The organism is Paraburkholderia sp. BL21I4N1, from assembly GCF_002973525.1.
In the GTDB taxonomy this organism is placed as follows: domain Bacteria; phylum Pseudomonadota; class Gammaproteobacteria; order Burkholderiales; family Burkholderiaceae; genus Paraburkholderia.
Genome location: NZ_PVEN01000030.1, coordinates 22086 through 39874 on the forward strand (window position 1 = coordinate 22086; position 17789 = coordinate 39874).

At 59.3% G+C, this 17789-nt stretch carries 15 protein-coding genes and 2 pseudogenes; 7 read left to right on the forward strand and 10 right to left on the reverse strand.

Annotation, left to right across the window (positions count from 1 at the left end; genetic code table 11):
* Positions 1-87: 87 nt before the first annotated feature.
* Together B0G83_RS36690 and B0G83_RS39505 are read left to right on the forward strand one after the other, a co-directional pair.
* Entirely contained in the window at positions 88-279 is a 192-nt protein-coding gene (locus B0G83_RS36690; protein ID WP_105512160.1) for a hypothetical protein, read from the forward strand.
* A gap of 178 nt (positions 280-457) precedes the next feature.
* Positions 458-811 carry an SET domain-containing protein gene (locus B0G83_RS39505; RefSeq protein ID WP_308701559.1) on the forward strand — a complete coding sequence of 118 codons (354 nt, stop codon included), beginning with the start codon at positions 458-460 and terminating at the stop codon, positions 809-811.
* 570 nt (positions 812-1381) lie between these two features.
* Here B0G83_RS39505 and B0G83_RS36705 read toward each other — a convergent pair.
* A complete protein-coding gene (locus B0G83_RS36705; protein WP_181157179.1) occupies positions 1382-1663 on the reverse strand; it encodes a hypothetical protein in 282 nt (93 codons plus the stop codon).
* Between the two features lie 588 nt (positions 1664-2251).
* On the opposite strand from B0G83_RS36705, the gene B0G83_RS36710 reads away from it, so the two are divergent.
* The 3 genes from B0G83_RS36710 to B0G83_RS38405 all read left to right on the forward strand — a co-directional run bounded on the left by B0G83_RS36710 (position 2252) and on the right by B0G83_RS38405 (position 6068).
* Complete coding sequence (locus tag B0G83_RS36710; RefSeq protein WP_105512163.1) at positions 2252-3085, forward strand: DUF932 domain-containing protein; 834 nt, start codon at positions 2252-2254, stop codon at positions 3083-3085.
* Between the two features lie 132 nt (positions 3086-3217).
* A complete protein-coding gene (locus B0G83_RS36715; protein WP_105512164.1) occupies positions 3218-5587 on the forward strand; it encodes a ParB/RepB/Spo0J family partition protein in 2370 nt (789 codons plus the stop codon).
* Between the two features lie 112 nt (positions 5588-5699).
* Positions 5700-6068, forward strand: a complete 369-nt coding sequence (locus B0G83_RS38405) for a hypothetical protein (RefSeq protein ID WP_146120362.1) — start codon at positions 5700-5702, stop codon at positions 6066-6068.
* On the opposite strand, the gene B0G83_RS36725 is transcribed toward B0G83_RS38405, so the two are convergent.
* From B0G83_RS36725 to B0G83_RS36760, 7 genes are all read right to left on the reverse strand, one after another.
* The gene (locus B0G83_RS36725) at positions 6009-6728 is read right to left on the reverse strand and encodes a hypothetical protein (RefSeq protein WP_258168500.1); all 720 of its coding nucleotides are present in this window, start codon (positions 6726-6728) and stop codon (positions 6009-6011) included. The two genes, B0G83_RS38405 and B0G83_RS36725, sit on opposite strands and share 60 nt — an antisense overlap.
* Entirely contained in the window at positions 6721-7413 is a 693-nt protein-coding gene (locus tag B0G83_RS36730; RefSeq protein ID WP_105512166.1) for a P-loop NTPase, read from the reverse strand. Before B0G83_RS36730 ends, B0G83_RS36725 begins: the two co-directional genes overlap by 8 nt.
* Positions 7414-7422: 9 nt before the next feature.
* Complete coding sequence (locus B0G83_RS36735) at positions 7423-7941, reverse strand: hypothetical protein (protein ID WP_105512177.1); 519 nt, start codon at positions 7939-7941, stop codon at positions 7423-7425.
* A gap of 1373 nt (positions 7942-9314) precedes the next feature.
* Complete coding sequence (locus B0G83_RS39370) at positions 9315-9665, reverse strand: HNH endonuclease signature motif containing protein (RefSeq protein WP_258168499.1); 351 nt, start codon at positions 9663-9665, stop codon at positions 9315-9317.
* A 157-nt stretch (positions 9666-9822) separates the two neighbouring features.
* Complete coding sequence (locus B0G83_RS36745) at positions 9823-10749, reverse strand: transporter (RefSeq protein WP_105512168.1); 927 nt, start codon at positions 10747-10749, stop codon at positions 9823-9825.
* A 208-nt stretch (positions 10750-10957) separates the two neighbouring features.
* On the reverse strand, positions 10958-11812 hold the full coding sequence (locus tag B0G83_RS38415) for a hypothetical protein (RefSeq protein WP_146120364.1): 855 nt from the start codon (positions 11810-11812) through the stop codon (positions 10958-10960).
* A gap of 53 nt (positions 11813-11865) precedes the next feature.
* On the reverse strand, positions 11866-13536 hold the full coding sequence (locus B0G83_RS36760; protein ID WP_105512171.1) for a CocE/NonD family hydrolase: 1671 nt from the start codon (positions 13534-13536) through the stop codon (positions 11866-11868).
* Between the two features lie 404 nt (positions 13537-13940).
* On the opposite strand from B0G83_RS36760, the gene B0G83_RS36765 reads away from it, so the two are divergent.
* Positions 13941-14942 carry an AraC family transcriptional regulator gene (locus tag B0G83_RS36765; protein ID WP_105512172.1) on the forward strand — a complete coding sequence of 334 codons (1002 nt, stop codon included), beginning with the start codon at positions 13941-13943 and terminating at the stop codon, positions 14940-14942.
* A gap of 798 nt (positions 14943-15740) precedes the next feature.
* Here B0G83_RS36765 and B0G83_RS39675 read toward each other — a convergent pair.
* Positions 15741-15902, reverse strand: a complete 162-nt coding sequence (locus tag B0G83_RS39675) for an alpha/beta fold hydrolase (protein WP_374954978.1) — start codon at positions 15900-15902, stop codon at positions 15741-15743.
* Positions 15903-16097: 195 nt separating this feature from the next.
* Here B0G83_RS39675 and istA point away from each other — a divergent pair.
* A pseudogene (istA, locus tag B0G83_RS36775) lies at positions 16098-16862 on the forward strand (IS21 family transposase); the annotation flags it as partial.
* 608 nt (positions 16863-17470) lie between these two features.
* On the opposite strand, the pseudogene B0G83_RS36780 reads toward istA, so the two are convergent.
* Positions 17471-17695, reverse strand: a pseudogene (locus B0G83_RS36780) (transposase domain-containing protein); the annotation flags it as partial.
* Positions 17696-17789 lie beyond the last annotated feature (94 nt).

Below are 17789 nucleotides of genomic sequence, written 5' to 3' on the forward strand. Positions count from 1 at the left end.
CTTCCCTGAAGCCACCGTGGAGCGCACCACTGCGCTGCTGATAGAATCAGCAGACGCATAAAAAATACTCTTGGGAGCAGCTGCATCATGGACTATCGGGTGAGCTATGAGCACAGTCTGGCAACTGCCCCCAGGGACTTTATCGCGCGCATCGCTTCACAACGGGTCGACGATGTTCCGGCGAACATTCCTCGCGCCCTGCTCCCTGAATTCATCGTTGGCCTAATCCTGAAACGCTCACCGCAGATCGGCAGGATCCGGGATCTGCGGATCCTGTAGCTCTTTCAGGTCCTGCCCCCCTGCTTCGCAGCAGCACGTCACGCCATGCTGGTTGCCCGTCCTGCCGTTTTTGCCTTTGATGCAGGAACCGCCCGCGCCGGTTGCAAAGGTGAATTCGGCCGTGCATCCTATGCTTTTGCTCCTATCCGGTTCCATCCGCCCTGCAACTGTGTCGACGATGCCCCTGACGAACACCTCTGATGCTCCCGCGTTGAAATCCTCCGATGCCATCCGTCATCGCAGCCGCCGGATTGCTGTCCGGCGGTCGACGGTCCACGGCAGAGGGGTGTTCGCCACGCGTGCGCTTGCCCCGGGCGAACTCGTCTGTGAGTACCTCGGCGAACGTATCCCGTGGGACGAAGCACTGCGCCGCCACCCGCGTGATCCAGCACACCCGGACCATACTTTTTATTTCGACATCGGCGGCGGCACTGTTATCGATGGGGCAGTGGGCGGCAACAGCGCCCGTTGGATCAACCATGCGTGCCGCCCCAACTGCGAGGCTGAGGATCACAACGGCCGATATTCATAGTTACCGTTCAGCCAATACAGGCTGGCGAGGAGCTCAGCATCGACTACGCGCTCTTCGTGGAAGGTCGTCACTCACGTGAACTCCGCCAGCGGTACGCCTGCCATTGCGGCTCGCCAGAGTGCCGAAGGACCATGCTGGCCGAACGCAGAAGATGGTCAGCAAAGGCGCGCAATCCTTGAGGCGCCCTTCAGGATTGAATGTTCCAGTGGAGTGTCAGGATGTGCGAGCGGCTTGTATTCACGCAACGTTTCGCAGGCGACCGGCGTCCGCCCCCTGCTCGTGAGGTTCGATGCGAGCTTCGAAGGAGCCGGCGACACCTCCGATCTGGCCTGGTTTCCCGACTGTCCGCTGATCGGGAAAACCGGTCTCGCGCAGCCCTCCCGACGGCTTGCCCCGAACGGGCAATACGCCTCGTCCTGATCTGCGGAATCCGAGGCGCCAAAGGCGTCATCACGACCTGGTCGAACGCCGCGCGGACCTGCGCGAACTGAGCCCGTCGGTTTATGCCGTGTACATGCGCACACGGTAACGCCGCCTGAACGCACGTTGTGCGCAACCTCGCGCCCAGGTTCAGGCCACCACTTCGCAGATGCCCCAGCGCGTATCGAGAATCGCACCTGCCGGCGCGACGACCGCCCCCACCGATTGCGCGCGGAACGTCACCGTACGGCCCGGCCCCTGCCCGAAGGGGCCAATTTCGACCACCAACAGTTCGTGGTCCCGCATCCTGATGCGCGATCCGGTGAAGGCGCTGGTGCGCGAACGCCCGGACATCTGGTCACGCTGTCGCGTCGCATCCAGGGCATTCATGCTCACATCCGCGAGCAGTTCAACATCGACTGGCAAAGGCATGGGTCGCAACGGTCCATTCTTCGGTCCGGCATTCTAGCAACGATGCCGGAAGCTGCGTCACTGCGATCCCGACGACTTCAGGGGGCGCGCCCTCCGCTTGCGCTGCGGGCGGCCGTTCGTGCTTCGCACCGGGCCGCCGGCGGCGTCCCGGCCCTCCCGGGCTTCAATCCCTGGCGCAAAACCTCTCCCGCCGACAACCAGCACCTTTACCCCCCAGTCAGGTGAAGGCCGCAGGCGGCCTCCACATTCGCGCTCGCCGCGCGGCGGCTCATCCCGGTCAAACCCGACGCTTCGCATCCACCAGTCTCCTGCGTTCCCGCCCGACACCCGCGACCGTAGCCGATGGCGGGCAAACGTCAAGGGGCGAGGGACCGTGTTGCCCGCACCCCTCCCTCGCCTTTTTTCCTTGACGTTTGCCCCCCATCGGCTCCTTGAGTCGCACGGGCGCGAACTCAGGAGACTGGCGGCAGCAAAGCCAGCCCCGGGTTCCACCAGGACGAGCCCAACCCCTACAGCGGGGCGAATCTTGGAGCCCGGTCAGCGCAACACCGATCAACCCTTTTTGAGTGCTTCTCTCTGGAGACTGACATGCAACTCGCTTCCTCTTTCCGTTACGGCTCCCCGATGCTCCGCTCGGATTCCCCCCTCTCGGACGACCAGATCCGCCGCGTCGCCCCGTCCATCTTCGCGGATGGCAAGCACCAAAGCCGCTCGGAGCGCTACACCTACATTCCGACCATCGACGTGCTGCGCGGCCTGCGCAACGAAGGCTTCCAGCCGTTCATGGTCTGCCAGACCCGCGTGCGCGATCAGGACAGACGCGAATTCACAAAACATCTGATTCGCATGCGCCCCGCGAATGAGATTACCGGCGAGGACGTCAACGAAATCATCCTGCTCAATTCGCACGACGGGACAAGCTCTTATCAGATGCTCGGTGGCGTCTACAGGTTTGTTTGCCAGAACGGCATGGTCGCGGGCGAAACCGTCGGCGAAGTACGCGTTCCCCACAAGGGCTCCATTGTGCAGAACGTCATCAATGGCGCATTCGAGGTGCTCGACGGCTTCGACCTGATCCGCGAACAGAAGGACGGCATGCGCGCCGTGACGCTCACCCGCGACGAACAGCACGCGTTCGCGCGCTCCGCCCTCGCTCTGCGTTACGACCCGACCGACGCGGAAGCGCCCGCCCCGGTTACCGAAAGCCAGCTTCTGAACGTGCGGCGCTTCGAGGACCGCCGCGACGATCTCTGGACCGTTTTTAACCGGGTGCAGGAGTCCTTGACCAAAGGTGGCCTGCACGGGCGCTCACGCAGCGGGCGTGCCATGTCCACCCGCCCCGTCACCGGCATCGACCAGAACGTGAAACTGAACCGCGCGCTGTGGATGCTCGCAGACGCCATGCGCCAGATGAAGGCGTAAGCACGGCACGGGCGGCAGCCCATCGCCGCCCGATTCCGGTTCATTCCGTCAGGACTCCTCTCTGAGTCCGGCCCTGACGGCATTCCGTACCCACGTGACCCGGAACCTTCCCTTTTCTATCTGGAGTACATCATGCAAGCCGAAGTCAACACGCAAATGAACGACACTGCGAACGACACCGCACACGCCACCGAAGCCGAGAACGTCACGGACGCAACGGCTAACGCTGCGCCGCTGCTCGAAACCAGTTTCGGCAACGAGCAGCCGGTCGTGACCGTGCCGTATTCCGCCCTGCGGCGCTCGCCGCTCAATGCCCGTACGAAACCACTGTCGGGCATTGGCTCGCTCGCCACCAACATCAGGGCGAAAGGGCTGCTGCAGAACCTCATTGTTCACGAAATGAAGGGCTCGCGAGGCAAACATCGCAAGCTTGGCGTCTGTGCCGGTCAGCGCCGACAGGCCGCACTCGACCTGCTGTTCGGGCAAGGCCACATCACCGCCGACTATCCGGTGCCGGTGCGCATCGTCAGCGAAGGCGAAGCCCTCGCCATTTCGCTGATCGAGAACAGCGAACGCGAAGGACTCGACCCGTTCGACGTGCTGCGCGCCTACCGGATGCTGGCCGACGAAGGTCGCAGCGTCAATTACATCGCCGCGCTTTTCTCGGCTGCGCCGATCACGGTAAAACGACGCATGAAGCTCGCCAGCGCCTCCCCGAAGCTGCTTGCCCTGCTGCGCGAGGACGCCATCACGCTCGACCAGCTTTCGGCGCTCGCGCTTGCCGACGATCACGAAACGCAGGAACGCATCTGGTTCGATGCAAACGAGTGGCAACGCCAGCCCAACTATCTGCGTCAGGCGATCACGCATACCGAGATCGACGCGAGCCGCAGCCGTCTGGTGCGCTTCGTGGGGCTGGACGCCTACGAGGCAGCCGGGGGTTACGTGCGTCGTGATCTCTTCAGCGACGATGAAAACGCGGGATACATCGCCGATGTCGAACTGCTGCAGCGTCTCGCCGCACAGAAGCTCGACGCCGCCGCCGAAGCAGTCCGGGCCGAGGGATGGGGTTGGGCCGAGGGCCGCATCGAGCGCGACGTGTTTGAACTGAACCGCTACGGCAGGCTGCAACCGGTGCAGCGCGTCCTCACCGACGACGAACAGCGGGAGATGGACACGCTCACCGCACAGCAGGACGAACTGGCCGGACAGTTTGACGCCCTCGGGGAAGACAACGGGAACGCGTATGCGGAAGCCGAACGGCTCGAAACCGAAATCGACCAGGTAAACGCTGCCCTCATCGCGCTCGAAAGCCGCATGCTGACATGGGACGTTCAGCAGATGGCCGAGGCGGGCGCATTCGTGATCCTGAGCCCGCAGGGCGAAGTGGTGGTCGAACGGGGTCTGGTGCGCCGCGAGAACAGCGCGGCGCTGGATGCGGCGGGCGCAACCGTGACCGGCACGCCAGAGGCGGACAGTGAGCCGGACACGGCAACACGAGCGGTGCAGAAGGAGAAGCCGGTTCACAACGCGAAGCTTTGCCAGCGCCTGACCGCACATCGTACCGCCGCCGTTCATGCGGAACTCATCGCGCAGCCATCCGTCGCGCTCGCTGCCCTCCTGCAACGCGTGGTTCCGGAAGTCTTTCCGGAACGGTACGGACTCGGTTTCGCGCCGCATGCACTGGCACTGTCCTGCAACAGCAACCACGACAGCCTGCTCGGCGCGGCGGACGACCTGCCCGCCAGCACAGCATGGGGCGTCATCGAGGCGCAGCGCGAGCGGTGGGGCCGCGAACTGCCCGCGCGGCGCGCGGACCTGCTGCCGTGGCTGATGGAACAGGATCCCGGCACGACCCTGCTGGACCTGCTCGCATTCTGCACCGGCACCCTGCTCGACGGCATCGCCGGGGAAAAAAAGCCTCACGCCATCAATGCGCTTGCCAGCGCGCTGAACCTCGACATGACGCGGTACTGGACGCCCACGCGCGCCTCGTATTTCGACCATGTCAGCAAGGCGCGCATCGCGGAAGTCGTCGCCAGCGCCGTGTCACCGAAGATCGCCGCCGACCTCGGCAAGATGAATAAGGCCGATGCGGCAGCCGCCGCCGAACTGCGACTCGCAAAGTCGGCATGGTTGCCTGAAATCCTCACTGACCGCGAAATCCCGGCAGCACGCTCCGGTGGCGTGGCCCAGGACGCGGATGAGGATGACGACGAAGAAGGCGACACCGGCGATGAAGCGCAGGACCGCGACGCGCAAGGCGACGACCACGGCGACAGCCACGGTAACAACCGGATCAACGGCACGGAACCCGGCGAAGGCACCGGGACCCCGTCGCCGGTGGACGGCCCGACCGGGACACAGGAGCCCGCCGCGACAGGCAGCAACGGTGCGCTGCCCGCGTGGCCCTTCCCGACCGCCGCAACCGCTGTGACCGACGCACCCGCCATAACCGCCACGCGGCCTGACGACGCGTCCATGACGCAGAACGCTGCGTAATCCGCGTGGGTTCCGCCGGTCAGTGCGGTGGAACCCGCCGACCCGGCGCAGCCCGGCAGGACTGCGCCGCACTCCCGCATGCCGTCAGGCGTGTACCGGGACAGAGGCAATCATGAAACAATGCATCAGGGTCATCGTGATCGCGATCAACGACGGCTCCGGCCACGTTTTCACAATCCCGGTTGAAGTGACCGACGATGAATACCGCAACGGCGAGCATTTCCGTATTGCTGTCACGCGGGCCACCGGCACGGGCTTCGTGTCTCCCATGCTGGCACTGGAGACCGACGATCTGGTCAGGCTGCTGATGGACATCAGCACGTTCATCGCACGGCGCAACGCCATGCCCTGGCGCATCACGCGACAGGCCGGGATCCCCTTTCCACCTCTCGCGCCTCTCGCACGCTGTCGCACCGGTTTGTTATCCCCGCCACACGGCCAGCCAGACAGCTATCGCTGCCGCACCGGCCAGCATTGTTAACCCGAGCGCCAGCGTGGCCCTCAGCGTGCGCCAGTACCGGCGCTCCAGTATTTGCGCGCCGGCCTGCGCCTGCCGCCCCGCTTCCAGCGTCGCCCGCTCGAAAGCCGCAACGGCCCCGTCAAGTCGCGCGCGCTGCTCACGTGTGGCGGCGGCAAACGCGCCCATCAGACGGTTGCCGGCCGCCCGCGCGATCCGGTTGGCGGCGCGGTCCACCAGCGCATCGAGCGCAGCCTCGTTCAGTCCCGCGAGAGTGGCCCGGTAGCGTTCCTCATGCTCGTGGATCATGTGCTCGGCAAGCCGTATCGTTTCCTTGCAACGCGCGAGCGCATCGCGGTGCTGCGCCATCAGCACATCCGTCGCTTCCCTCACTTCGACGCGCATCGTATCGAGGCCGCCTTCGCCCACTTTCCTGATGCGATCCGGCATCACCTCATACAGCCGCGCATAGTATTCGAGCACGGCGAGTACCGACCACAGCGCATCATTATCGTGCAGGTTCAGCGCCGCCGACACGCGTCGCATGCGCGCGATGCTCGCGTCGTCCGGGACCTCGCCCGACACGTCGAGGAACAGGCGCGCGAGCGGATCGGGCGGGTGGGTGCGCCGCGAGCGGCGTGGACGTCCCGGGCGCGTCCAGACACCGGGTGTCCCATCAGTCATCGCCAATCACACCGGTAAACATTGCGTCATAGAGCGAGCGCCAGCGCAGCAGTTCGGCACGCTGCCCGATGGGCAGCGTCTCTGCCGCCTTGCGCACCGACAGGCGCTGGCTGCGCAGGTCATCGGCCACGCGATCCGCAAGGTCCGGAAAGTCTAGTGACCTCCCCTTCGCTTCGATCCCCTTGCGGATGTTCGAATCCTGATAGAGCGTGAATTTGTCGGCCGTGCCGAAGTAGGCGTTGCGCATCACGTGAGTGGTCGCATCGGGAAACGTCACGCCGAATTCGCGCAGCAGTTCCAGACTGTCGCGCTGCCGGTTGATGACCCAGAACACGACGAGCCGCCGCGACAGTTCATCGAGTGTGCTCGCCAGCGTCGCGCCATAGCGCGCCACGCCCGCCTGATTGCGCGCCGCCGTATTGACGATCACCACCGCATCGCGCTTCGCATCGCAGTAGTTGACGAATCCAATCCAGCCATCCGCCTCGTCAAGGTCGAACGCCGCGCATTCGATCTCGCCGTGGACCGCCTTCATGACATCCGGATTTGACGTATCCGTCTCGATCAGTACGAGGCTCGTATCGCGCCGTTGCAGGTGATCGGCCAGCGCCAGCGCAACGATGCTTTTGCCCACGCCGCCTTTGCTGCCACCTACCAGATAGATGGGGTTGAGGGTCGTTGCCATTGCCGTCCTTTACAGGTCGTCGGTATCGGGTTTGATCGCAAATACGAGCGAGCCCTGTACCGGCATGGGTTGCGGTTTGACTTCTGCTTTTCCCCCATGTGGACGCGCTTCATTGCGGCCTTCAGTGCGACCTTCATTGCGCGGGCTGTTCGCATGTGACACGCCAGGTTGCGCTGCCCCCTGCGCGCGAGGCAGCGTTGTGGCAGTTCCGGTTGCTGGCGCTCCGGTCGCCGGACGCGCCATGCTGCCTGCGCTGTTTCCCTTTCCTGCGCGGCTTCCCTTCCCTTCAGAACGCAGCGCATACCGGATCGCGCCTGCCGTAATATCGATGCCTGCCCGTTTCGCCTGCTCCGCGATCTGCTCCAGCGTATATCCCTTCCCCTGCGCGTGACGGATAGGGGCACGCACCTCTTTCATCGCTTCGCGAACACTCAGGCCGCGTTCGGCCTGCGGTTTTTCCGGCAGCGCATCGAGCGTCCGGGCAAACGCATCCCATTGCGATTTCGTATAGACCCTGGCAACAGGCATCGCCACCTCCAGCGCACGTCGGACCACACCGCCTGCGCACCATCCTGCTCACGCATAACGCACCTGTCAACGCCGTCCTTTTGCGCCCCAAGACGCCGTGGGAACTCCAGAGAACTCATGAGAGCCCGGGGGAACAACGCACTTTTTTCGCATGTCGTACGCGCGCAACGTTTCCACCCTGACGCATTCCCATTCGCCGTCATTGCGCAGGCGATTTGCGCTGATCGTGGAAACCTTGTCACCACCGTTACGCATTGCGTTTGCGCTGAACACTGACACCTTGACGCCGCAACATCACTGCCGTTAACGCAACCAGTTTGCACATCCTTGTGAACCCTCAACGCACGCGGTTTGCGAGCGGTTCGCCATCTTTGCACGCGCATCACACTTTTCTTTCGCCTCGTGTTATGCACGGCACTCACCACGTCCTGTATCCGCCCTGCGCAGACGATACGCTTTCGGCTGTTTTCCGGTGCTCAGCCGGAACGCGTTGCATCGTTCCGGCAAAGCACATTTTTTAACGCATGCGGTTTGCGCCTGGCGTAACCACCTTGACGCACGAGATACGCAAAAGGCACACACCGATACGTACATCTGTACGCACGAGGTACGTAACTTTCCCGCACGCGACTTTATCTGAAACGGGACGGCACGACGCACGGAGTAACGCGTTTTTAGCGCACCCGGAAACGCACGGCGTATACGCTTTCGCGGCGGCCGTTATGCCATTTCTTCGCACGGGATGACGCGGCGTTTCTATGGGGCCTGACCTGTCATTTGCTTGAAAGCCGCTACCTCCGCGCAAAACGTTTACTCTGGGCGGCAAAAACCGCAATGGAAATGAGTGATTGCAGGATAGGCTTGCGCCGGTTTTGGGCGCCCAGGGGCCAACGCTTGAATTCCAGAGGGTCGTCCGCGCTGCCTCCGCATCGTCATCGTGGTCGTACGCGTCGTATTCGTCGCCGACGCACTGAACTGGATGCCCAACACTGAGCCTACGCAGAACACGACAATAGGATATGGAATGAAGCTCTGACATCAATCATGTCAAAATTTTGCTCATTTATTTTATGTCAAATCACTCATTCCATTGATATCCGTTGCCCACACCATGTCATCCAGAGAAGCCCCTGTGAACTCTCGCACACAGGGCTTCCCACTATTCGCCTGAGTCGTGCTTGCTATCGGTCGGTTCAGCTTTTCCGCCGGTGCTATTGCCACTCGCCGAGGTTGGTCCGGCCGGTCGTGCGGCACTGAGCGTAGGTAGCGCGACACTATCGATCGCCGACACACGCTGTCCAGCCAGACGGTGAGTTCCATCGCAGTCGGCGCCGGGTGCCTGAATTGACATTTTTCTTGCGTTCTACGGGTCTTCAATCGTCCAGCGCTTTGTCGCGCGCAACCAACAGGTCATGATGGAGTTTCAACGAATCGCGTGACGGGTGTTCTTGCTGGTCGGCAGGAAGCGCGAGAAGGCGACGCCCGCGATATTGCGCGTATTCCGTCCATTCCAAGGACCGCGAAATGGCCACGCGACAGTCAGAATCGACCGCGATCAAGTGAAGATCAAAGAGCGTGTGGATGTCCGAACGCAACAGGATTCCGTTGGTGATGGCGTAGTTGGTCAGCCCAATGACTTTCGAGCAGAACTGGGTCGCAGCACAGCAAGGCAAGGCCGCATAACATCCTCGGTTATGGGATTCGCCAAACGGGGGCAAGGCCACAGTTCGCATCGTCCCAGTGCCCGGTGTGATCGCAGTCTCTCGACTACTATGAACGAAGCCGCCGCAGTGCGTAAGTTGTCGATCGCGCTTAACCGTGCATCCAAAAACCACGGCGAGGACCATCAAGGTAAAGACGCACACGCCGGCCCCAATCAGCTCACTTGAATGCTTTGCTGAGCACGAAGTACGCGGTAGTCGTTTTGAGACCATTCCGAGTGTAGACGGGAAGGAGCGCCTTGAACTTTACGTTTGCGCGGAGTGACGGAATGTCATACGCGATCACTGGACCCAGAGCCGCCGAGCTAAAATGCCGACCATTCGGTGGCACGAATTGTCCATTTTCCGAGTCGCCACCCAATTGCCACGCATAGTAGCCGGCAAGTCCCAACTGCCAGCGGCCGAACCGCTCGCTCACGGCATAGTCGACGTCCGCAACGGTACCGCTCTGATAGCCGTCGGCGTGATTTTCGCTCGGAATATTAAAAAAAAGATGTCCATCCAGTTCAAGACCATCACCAAGGAAATCCTTCCTCCCAAGATACGTAATAGCAACGTTCGGTATGTAGAAGAAAGTATTGCTGCCGGGGGAATGGAGTGCAGATTCGTTGTACTTCCCGGTCGGAAAAATCATGGAATACGCCACTTTAATCGTAACGCCTGTTGGCCCCGCCCCAGCATCATCGATGTGTTTGCTCCAAACCAATATATCCGAATACATGTCGCCGACGCCGCTAAAGGTCTGTGCTACTCCATTAGCGCGTATCCCTCCGTACAGGTAATCTTGCATCAAACTGCTCCCTACGCTGCCACCCATGATTCTGAATGGATAGACATAGAGCAGACCAACTGCCGCGACGCCAGCGTTTGAGTTGATTGTAACTCCATGTTCGATTCGACCATTGTCCCCATAATATCGATCCCCGGTCGCCATCCCGGCGATAAGTGCACCATAGAAACCCGCCGCCGGCGGGAGAAACGCATTTTGAATGTCAGTGCCGCCTGTCGGGCCGCCATAAATGAAACTTTCAGCTCCGTGAGCATGAGAAGTGATAATCAGAAAAAGTACTGCTTTGAGAATTTTCATTGATTGTCTCCAGTTGAAAACGCTTTTCTATTCTTAGAATTTCTTTATTTTGCTACGCATACCTAATTAATATAGACAGAAAATCATCGATAATATTCCACGGCGGTTATCCCTCGCGAGACCGCAAGCGGGATTACCTGCAGAAGAAGGCGCCATGATCGGCAACAGGACTCATCCTCGCAACCGATCCGGTTACTCTTGCAGCCTGTCAACTGACGGGGAAGACTTTGTTCCATTCTCCCCATTTCCTTTCCTGGTCATGGGCCGACGACTCGATCGTGGCAGGATCCAAGATGGCAGGCCGATATCTCTTGTCCGATTGATCAAACACTACGCGTTCAACGGTCGGCATTGAGAAACTTCCCGCCGAATCAATGTGCTGTTCTACGTCCGCAGATCTGATGTATCCGTCAAGGCATTCCGTGAATGTACTTATGGAAGGCATGTCACTAAACCAAAGTTCTTCGATGCCGGCGTACGTCTGGACTCCGCCCCTCTCGAACAGCGTTCCGCCGAACGATGATGCTTCCAAGGGAAGTTGAGTGGATTGGGAATAGGCTAGGACCAATCCCGCTGCGACAGCATTGGCAACGCACGGAGCGTACGTGTGACGCCACCAGAGTTCGAAGTCCTGCTGGGACACAGCGTCGCTTCGCTTGATGAAATTAAGCAATTTCACTCCGCCCCGACCACGAGCAAATCCTGGTGCGCTCGCGATCAGATCGCCACCACTCGTGAGTTCGAGAACAAAATCGTCGGCGCCAAACTTATGGGGTTGCATTCGGCGCGGGTACTCCTCATCTCCAAATATTCCCTCAGTAAGTGCCTGAATATTATCGAGAACATGGTCGGAACATGAATACCAGTTCCGGCTAGAAAAGGCATATGGAAAAGTATGGTGTTCAATTCCGTCCGGAACCCGATGTTGCACATAGCGATGAAACCCTCGCATGACACTTCTGGTAGTGAGCATAAGCGCCACATGAACGCAGCCCCACTGATAGTCGAAGTTCTCTTTGCTGTCGCCTTCTCTGGGCTTAGAAACGATCCAGAACCTTATCATTTTGTCTCCTGTTCGCGAACTGAAGTGGCGGAGGTTACGCTACGGTCGTACTTCTATTGATTGTTTCCAGATTCTCTTTGTCGCGTCGGTATAACAGGAATCAGTAGATGACTGTCATAGACCCCGCCGGTATGGATGAGGTGATGACCATCGTTGTGAAGCGGCCAGTGCCGAATCGCAAATTCGGCCCCTGGAACGATGTGCACTTCCGAACCCTTGATGATGAGACGCAACGTCTCTCCGGACTCAAAAACGATGTTGGTTGGCCAGATTTCGATTTCCATGGCGACCGGTTCAAGATGTGTGAGCCAAAGGCGACGCGTGTGCCTGTGCACTGGCTGACATGGCGTTGACGCCCCTTCATCAAGTTCACGATGAGAAGCACGCAGCCAGCCGAACGCGCCTGGTCCATCGTTATACATCTGGCTGTAGACAAACGGAATTGTCTCTCCATTTAGGCCCACTTTCTCGATCGCCACAAAGACGTCGGCATCGTTAGCGAGATCTGCAGCCAGCCAGATCCTGAGCTTGACGTTCCCCGTAATCTCGGTCGCCCGGTCAAAACAGAAGTCAAAAATCGAGGCGGCATTCAGAGCGGTCGCATTGTATTTTGTAACTGAAGTCTCGGACTGCGGAGCCTCGCGAAGACTCCCATCACTTGCATCCAGATAGAGCGGGACATAGCGTACATCCGGCAGGGGCCATGTCGCTTCATCGCGAAACGTCCATGTCTGGTCGTTTCTTCGCAAAGCGATTCTCACTGGCGTCCAACCTGCGACGCCATTGTTTTCGCCCTTGAGGTATTGTCCGAAAAACGCTCTTTGGCGCTCAAAAGCCCATTCACTATAAAACTCGGCCCATTCCTTGCCCCCATTGATGTCCAGAAACTTGTCCTTTGAACCGATGCGCTTCCATGCTTCGAGTGTGCCGCGCAGGTGCAAATTGTTGGACCATTCGGTCACCGCATAGGTTGGTACCTGGATCTTTCCCCAGTCGGCGACTCGCTCCTGCCAATACTCATCGAATAGGGGGTGGTCGTGCAGGGCGGCCTCCATGTCTTCGACTTCATCGGTTCCGAAGCCCGTGACAAGCATCCAGTTATGGATCAATGGTGCCGATGGTATGCCGCCCGAAAAGAAGCATTCACGATACACGTCGCTGGCAGCGTCCCACGGCAAGATGGCTGCAAGATGCGGCGGCTGCAATGCAGCGACGGCCCATGCGGTCATGCCATAGTAGGAAACACCGCCCCAGCCGATCCGCCCGCTACACCATGGTTGCCGACCAAACCATTCGACCACGTCATAGCCGGCGCGCGCCTCCTCAGGCGAAAAAAAAGTTGCCTTTCCTTCTGAGTACCAATTCCCAAGCGCGTCGACCACGCAGACTGCAAATCCCTCCTCCGCCCAGCGTATCGGGTCAAATACCTCGAAAGGCGTTTGCTTCGAAATTTTATCGAAAGGAATATCACAACCCGCCCACCGCTCACCAATCTCAAGATGTGGATGCTTTCCAAATGGGGCGTAGCAGACGATGGCTGGCACTGCCTGTGAGTGTTTCGGCCGGAAGACATCTGCATAAAGCTTTCGGGAGCCGCTGATCTCGACAGCAACGTCCCTTTCGATGAGTACGTTCCCAATAACTTCAGTTCGCGGGCCAAAGCCCGGATGCTTCCCCATGGCGGGCGGCCTGGCTTTCCTGAATTTTTTGATGACCGACGACATAATTCCGCCTCTCGCGGTGTTAGTAGAGAGATAACCTTAGATGCAAATTAGAGCGCTCACATTGTTGACCGGCCGTCAAACGGCGTCATTGATCGAATGTAGTGCTCAATTGACAGAAGTGAATGATGGACCCCTACGAGAGATTGGTCTGCCGAGCTACAAGTACGCCCCGGGATACAAACCGATCCGGATATTCGCGGAGCTGTATAGTTCGCGTAGAGCGGTCGATTCTTCCAAAGGGCGAATTGGGGCAGCGATTCGCGACAACATCTCGTGAACGACAATTTCACAGACCGAATGCAAGTTGTCTGGACCTGGTCTGGATTGACACAATAGAATTTCGGGATACCAGCATGTCGATAGCCCGCATTGACGGCATCAGATATTCGGCATAAAGTCAATCTATGGATCGAGATCAGCACAACGTCAACCCCTACCTACGCCGTCCTCAGTTGCCGATTGACGACGTGCTTAGGAGCATTCGATTGTCCGGTGTCCTCTGTGGCGATGCGACGCTGACTGCCCCTTGGGGTCTCGCCGTTCGCGGTCAGCGGGCTGCTATGGTCGTGTACCATATCCGTAGCGGCAACTGCTGCGTCAGGTTATTAGAAAGAGGAGAGCTGATCTCTCTCGCAGCAGGTGACCTCATACTGTTGCCGCGTTTTTATGCGCATACTGTGTGCGATACACCTAGAACCCCCGCAATTCCGCTTGAAGACATCCAGCAGTCCCAACCTGCAGCTCCAGATCTTGCCGAAGAATGGCTCCGCTTCATGTTTTCGGGCGGGTTTGTATACGGTGGTGGCGGTCAAGTCACTGCAATTACTCCAATCCGATTTTATCTCGAAACCTCGTTTCCTGAACTCATACTCAATACCCTGCCGCCGTTTATCAAAATCAGTAAGCTGAGCGGGATACATGCCGAGTCCATTTCCTTGATTGAACGCCAGCTCCGTCTCGTCGGTAGTACTGGATTCTTCGGACAGGTTTCCGCCATCCGCCTTGCTGAAGCACTGTTAGTCACTATCTTGACGGACCATTTCCTGGCAGAGATACGTGCTACGCGTCACGAAGTATTCGACGTTCGCGACACAGTCGTCACCAAGGCCATCGGCTCTATGCTTCACGACGTCAAAGAGGATTGGAGTGCGGCAAGATTGGCGAAGATGTCGAACCTTTCGCGGTCAGCATTCGTATCGCGCTTTGTTGCCGCTGTTGGTCAAAGCCCTAGCCAGTTCCTGACGGCAATACGAATGTCGAAAGCCTCCGACCTCTTGCTCAAGACTGACCAGCCGCTAGTCAAGATTGCCCTCGCAGTGGGCTATGGTTCGGAGGCGGCCTTCAACCGCGCTTTTCGTCGCAGCGTTGGCGAACCACCAGGGCGATTCCGAGAACGGGGTCAATAGCTAAACTCACTTTCCGCGCGTCGAGCACACACACAATTTGATGCGAATCTGGTTGCTACGTTTGCGACCGAAAGACGCCCCTGACACGTCAAGTAGCGTCAGTACCGGCCTGACCCTGAAAAACGAATCCCTTGCTGAGGGTGCAAACTCACGCAAGGAGAACAAACGATGATGGTCAGCAAGACCTCGTCGGCGGTCAACCAAGACGAGACGACAGCGAGTAGGCACCAGGGTTATGTCCGACTCCGGCAATGCCTGAAATTGCGAATAGCGCGAGCAGCATCGGGACCGACGCGTGAAGTGTCGCGAACGATGCCGTCACCGCGGCAAACCGAAGAATGGAGATAAGCAGGGGCGCCGTACACCAAAGCGGTCCACCAAGCGCCCGAACAGCGGCATCGAAAACGCTGTAGCGAGATTCGACGGCCCGATTGCAGTCGAGATGTCTCCCCGTGAAAACCCGAGTTCTCTGGCCACCGACGTCAGGAATACGATAGCTCCGAAAATGTTAATCGTCGCTTGGCCCAGTAGCAAGGGCCACAGCCGAAGCGACAACCGCCCGCCAGCCTGAATTACGTTCTTGATTCTGCAAGGGCAGTAGGCACAGCATCAGCGTGTTTCCGTATCGCTGCGGCCACAAGATTGACACCCGCGATCCGGACATGCCCATAGGCATTGAGGTAGTCCCCAACAATGTACCCCGCATAGGACCACGCGATGAGAACGGCCCGCTTCTCAGGCACGATGTCGAGCACCGCTTGCAGGTCGGCACCCTACAGGGCTGACTGGCGATATTGCTCAGGATTCACTGGCTTGTCGGAAAGTCCATGTCCCCCGCAAGTCATAGGCCAGGATATCAAATCCAGCCAGTTTCTCAGCCGAGATCTGCTTTATAAAGTTGTAGTGGCTCTGACAAAAGCCGTGAATGAACACGATGCGTATTTCGGAGAACGTGATCACCGATTCCGGTTTAACGTGATCAGTGAATCCGGAGGAAGGTGATCAGTCATTTCGGTGGATGGTGATCGCTGATCAACCGTTTCCGAAACGAGTGATCACTGGACCGAAACAGGAACGCTATTTCGGTCTGGCGGTGGTGTTGCGTATGACATCAACGACGGGCGTTAGCCTTGTCTCTTTTATAGTGGACAGGTAATGCCGGCACATCGGATGAGCATGCGCAAATTAAAAGAAGTCCTGCGGCTGAAGTGGTTGTGCGGCTTGTCGCACCGCCAGATCAGCCGGGACGCGGGTATCAGCGTGGGTACGGTATCGGCGTATGCAGCGCGTGCAAGCGCGGTCAATCTGGACTGGGCGAGCGCCGAACCGCTGGCTGACGACGAACTCGAGGCCAAGCTTAGGCTGCCGGCCGATCAAAATACGCAGGTCCGGCGCGTCGACCTGGACTACGCGCTCGTTCATCGCGAGTTGCGGCGCGCAAACGTGACGCTGCAACTATTGTGGGAGGAGTACGTTGAGGCGCACCTCGGCGAGCGTACCTACCGCTACACCCAGTTCTGCCAGCGCTACCGCGACGGGGCGCAGACGCTCAAACGATCCGTGCGTCAGCAACACCGCGCCGGCGAGAAGCTGTTTGCCGACTTTGCCGGGCACACCGTGCCCATCCTAGACGGGCGCGGTGGCGTTGCGTTTCGTGCGCGTGTGTTTGTCGCTGTGCTCGGCGCATCGAACTATACGTATGCCTGTGCGACGCGTTCGGAGGGCACGCACGATTGGATCGGCGGGCTTATCGGCGCCATGGAATTCTACGGCGGCGCCCCGAGCCTGCTGGTCCCAGATAATCCGCGCGCACTGATTGCGCGACCTGACCGATACGAACCGGGTCTTGGCCGTACGGCACAGGAATTCGTGAACCACTACGCGACAGCGATGCTCCCAGCACGGCCAAGAAAGCCCCGTGCCTTGCTCCAGGCGGCACACATGGGTCCGTTTGCCGTTACCATTGCGGACCTGTTTCCAACCGGCGTACGCTCGACCGGGATGTCACTGACATACAACTTGACGGCAGCGTTGCTCGGCGGTTTCTCGCCGTTCATCTTGACCTGGCTGGTCGCTACGACAGGAGACTCCATGATGCCGGCGCACTACCTGGAAATCTTCGTGGCACTAGGCGGCTTAGGGTTGCTTTGTTATAGGCAGCACAAAATTGCTATTCCGGTCATGGCCGTGGAGATCGGTAGGCGAGATTGAGCGCGCAGGTGACGCGATGGTGTCGTCCATAATACATCGTGTCATTTTCACTATGGGAACTGCCCTTTTCTACCACTCAAAGGATACGTCGTGATAGCGAATACGCTTAACCTCCCGAAAGCTGGAATTGTCGCGCGTTCACTCACACAGATGGACAGCGAGCTTCCCGGGCATGACTGTAAGCGGCTCAGCAGGGCCGGTCCGCGATTCGCGCGCGCGTAGGGCATGATGTGAGGGCGTGGGGAGGTCCGGATAGATCACCGGTGATCGTGCCCATGATCGGCGATCGTGGACGCGATCTATCTGGATCTACCCGGTCAAACGGTGGGCGTGGGTGCCGCGGCCGGATTCAGTTTGTCGGCCACGTTCCAGGGAAACAGCTCGTCGATGCGGTTGATCTTGTGGTCCGCGATGTGAGTGAGCACGTATTCGAGGTAGGCGCGCGGATTGATGCTGTTGAGCTTGCACGTACCGATCAGGCTGTACATCGCCGCCGCCCGCTCACCGCCACTATCGGAACCGACGAACAGGTAGTTCTTCCGTATCCGTCAGCGAAACCCGTTGGGGCGGTTTTGCGCGGCTAAATGTCGACGATCTTTCGCAGTAAAGAGTACGAAACGCGCCAGTGGCCATCGG

Excerpts from the sequence above, each read along its gene's own strand:
- B0G83_RS36690 (WP_105512160.1), top strand. The coding sequence starts at position 88 with ATGGACTATCGGGTGAGCTATGAGCACAGTCTGGCAACTGCCCCCAGG.
- B0G83_RS39505 (WP_308701559.1), top strand. The coding sequence starts at position 458 with ATGCCCCTGACGAACACCTCTGATGCTCCCGCGTTGAAATCCTCCGAT.
- B0G83_RS36705 (WP_181157179.1), bottom strand. The coding sequence starts at position 1,663 with ATGCCTTTGCCAGTCGATGTTGAACTGCTCGCGGATGTGAGCATGAAT.
- B0G83_RS36710 (WP_105512163.1), top strand. The coding sequence starts at position 2,252 with ATGCAACTCGCTTCCTCTTTCCGTTACGGCTCCCCGATGCTCCGCTCG.
- B0G83_RS36715 (WP_105512164.1), top strand. The coding sequence starts at position 3,218 with ATGCAAGCCGAAGTCAACACGCAAATGAACGACACTGCGAACGACACC.
- B0G83_RS38405 (WP_146120362.1), top strand. The coding sequence starts at position 5,700 with ATGAAACAATGCATCAGGGTCATCGTGATCGCGATCAACGACGGCTCC.
- B0G83_RS36725 (WP_258168500.1), bottom strand. The coding sequence starts at position 6,728 with ATGACTGATGGGACACCCGGTGTCTGGACGCGCCCGGGACGTCCACGC.
- B0G83_RS36730 (WP_105512166.1), bottom strand. The coding sequence starts at position 7,413 with ATGGCAACGACCCTCAACCCCATCTATCTGGTAGGTGGCAGCAAAGGC.
- B0G83_RS36735 (WP_105512177.1), bottom strand. The coding sequence starts at position 7,941 with ATGCCTGTTGCCAGGGTCTATACGAAATCGCAATGGGATGCGTTTGCC.
- B0G83_RS36745 (WP_105512168.1), bottom strand. The coding sequence starts at position 10,749 with ATGAAAATTCTCAAAGCAGTACTTTTTCTGATTATCACTTCTCATGCT.
- B0G83_RS38415 (WP_146120364.1), bottom strand. The coding sequence starts at position 11,812 with ATGATAAGGTTCTGGATCGTTTCTAAGCCCAGAGAAGGCGACAGCAAA.
- B0G83_RS36760 (WP_105512171.1), bottom strand. The coding sequence starts at position 13,536 with ATGTCGTCGGTCATCAAAAAATTCAGGAAAGCCAGGCCGCCCGCCATG.
- B0G83_RS36765 (WP_105512172.1), top strand. The coding sequence starts at position 13,941 with ATGGATCGAGATCAGCACAACGTCAACCCCTACCTACGCCGTCCTCAG.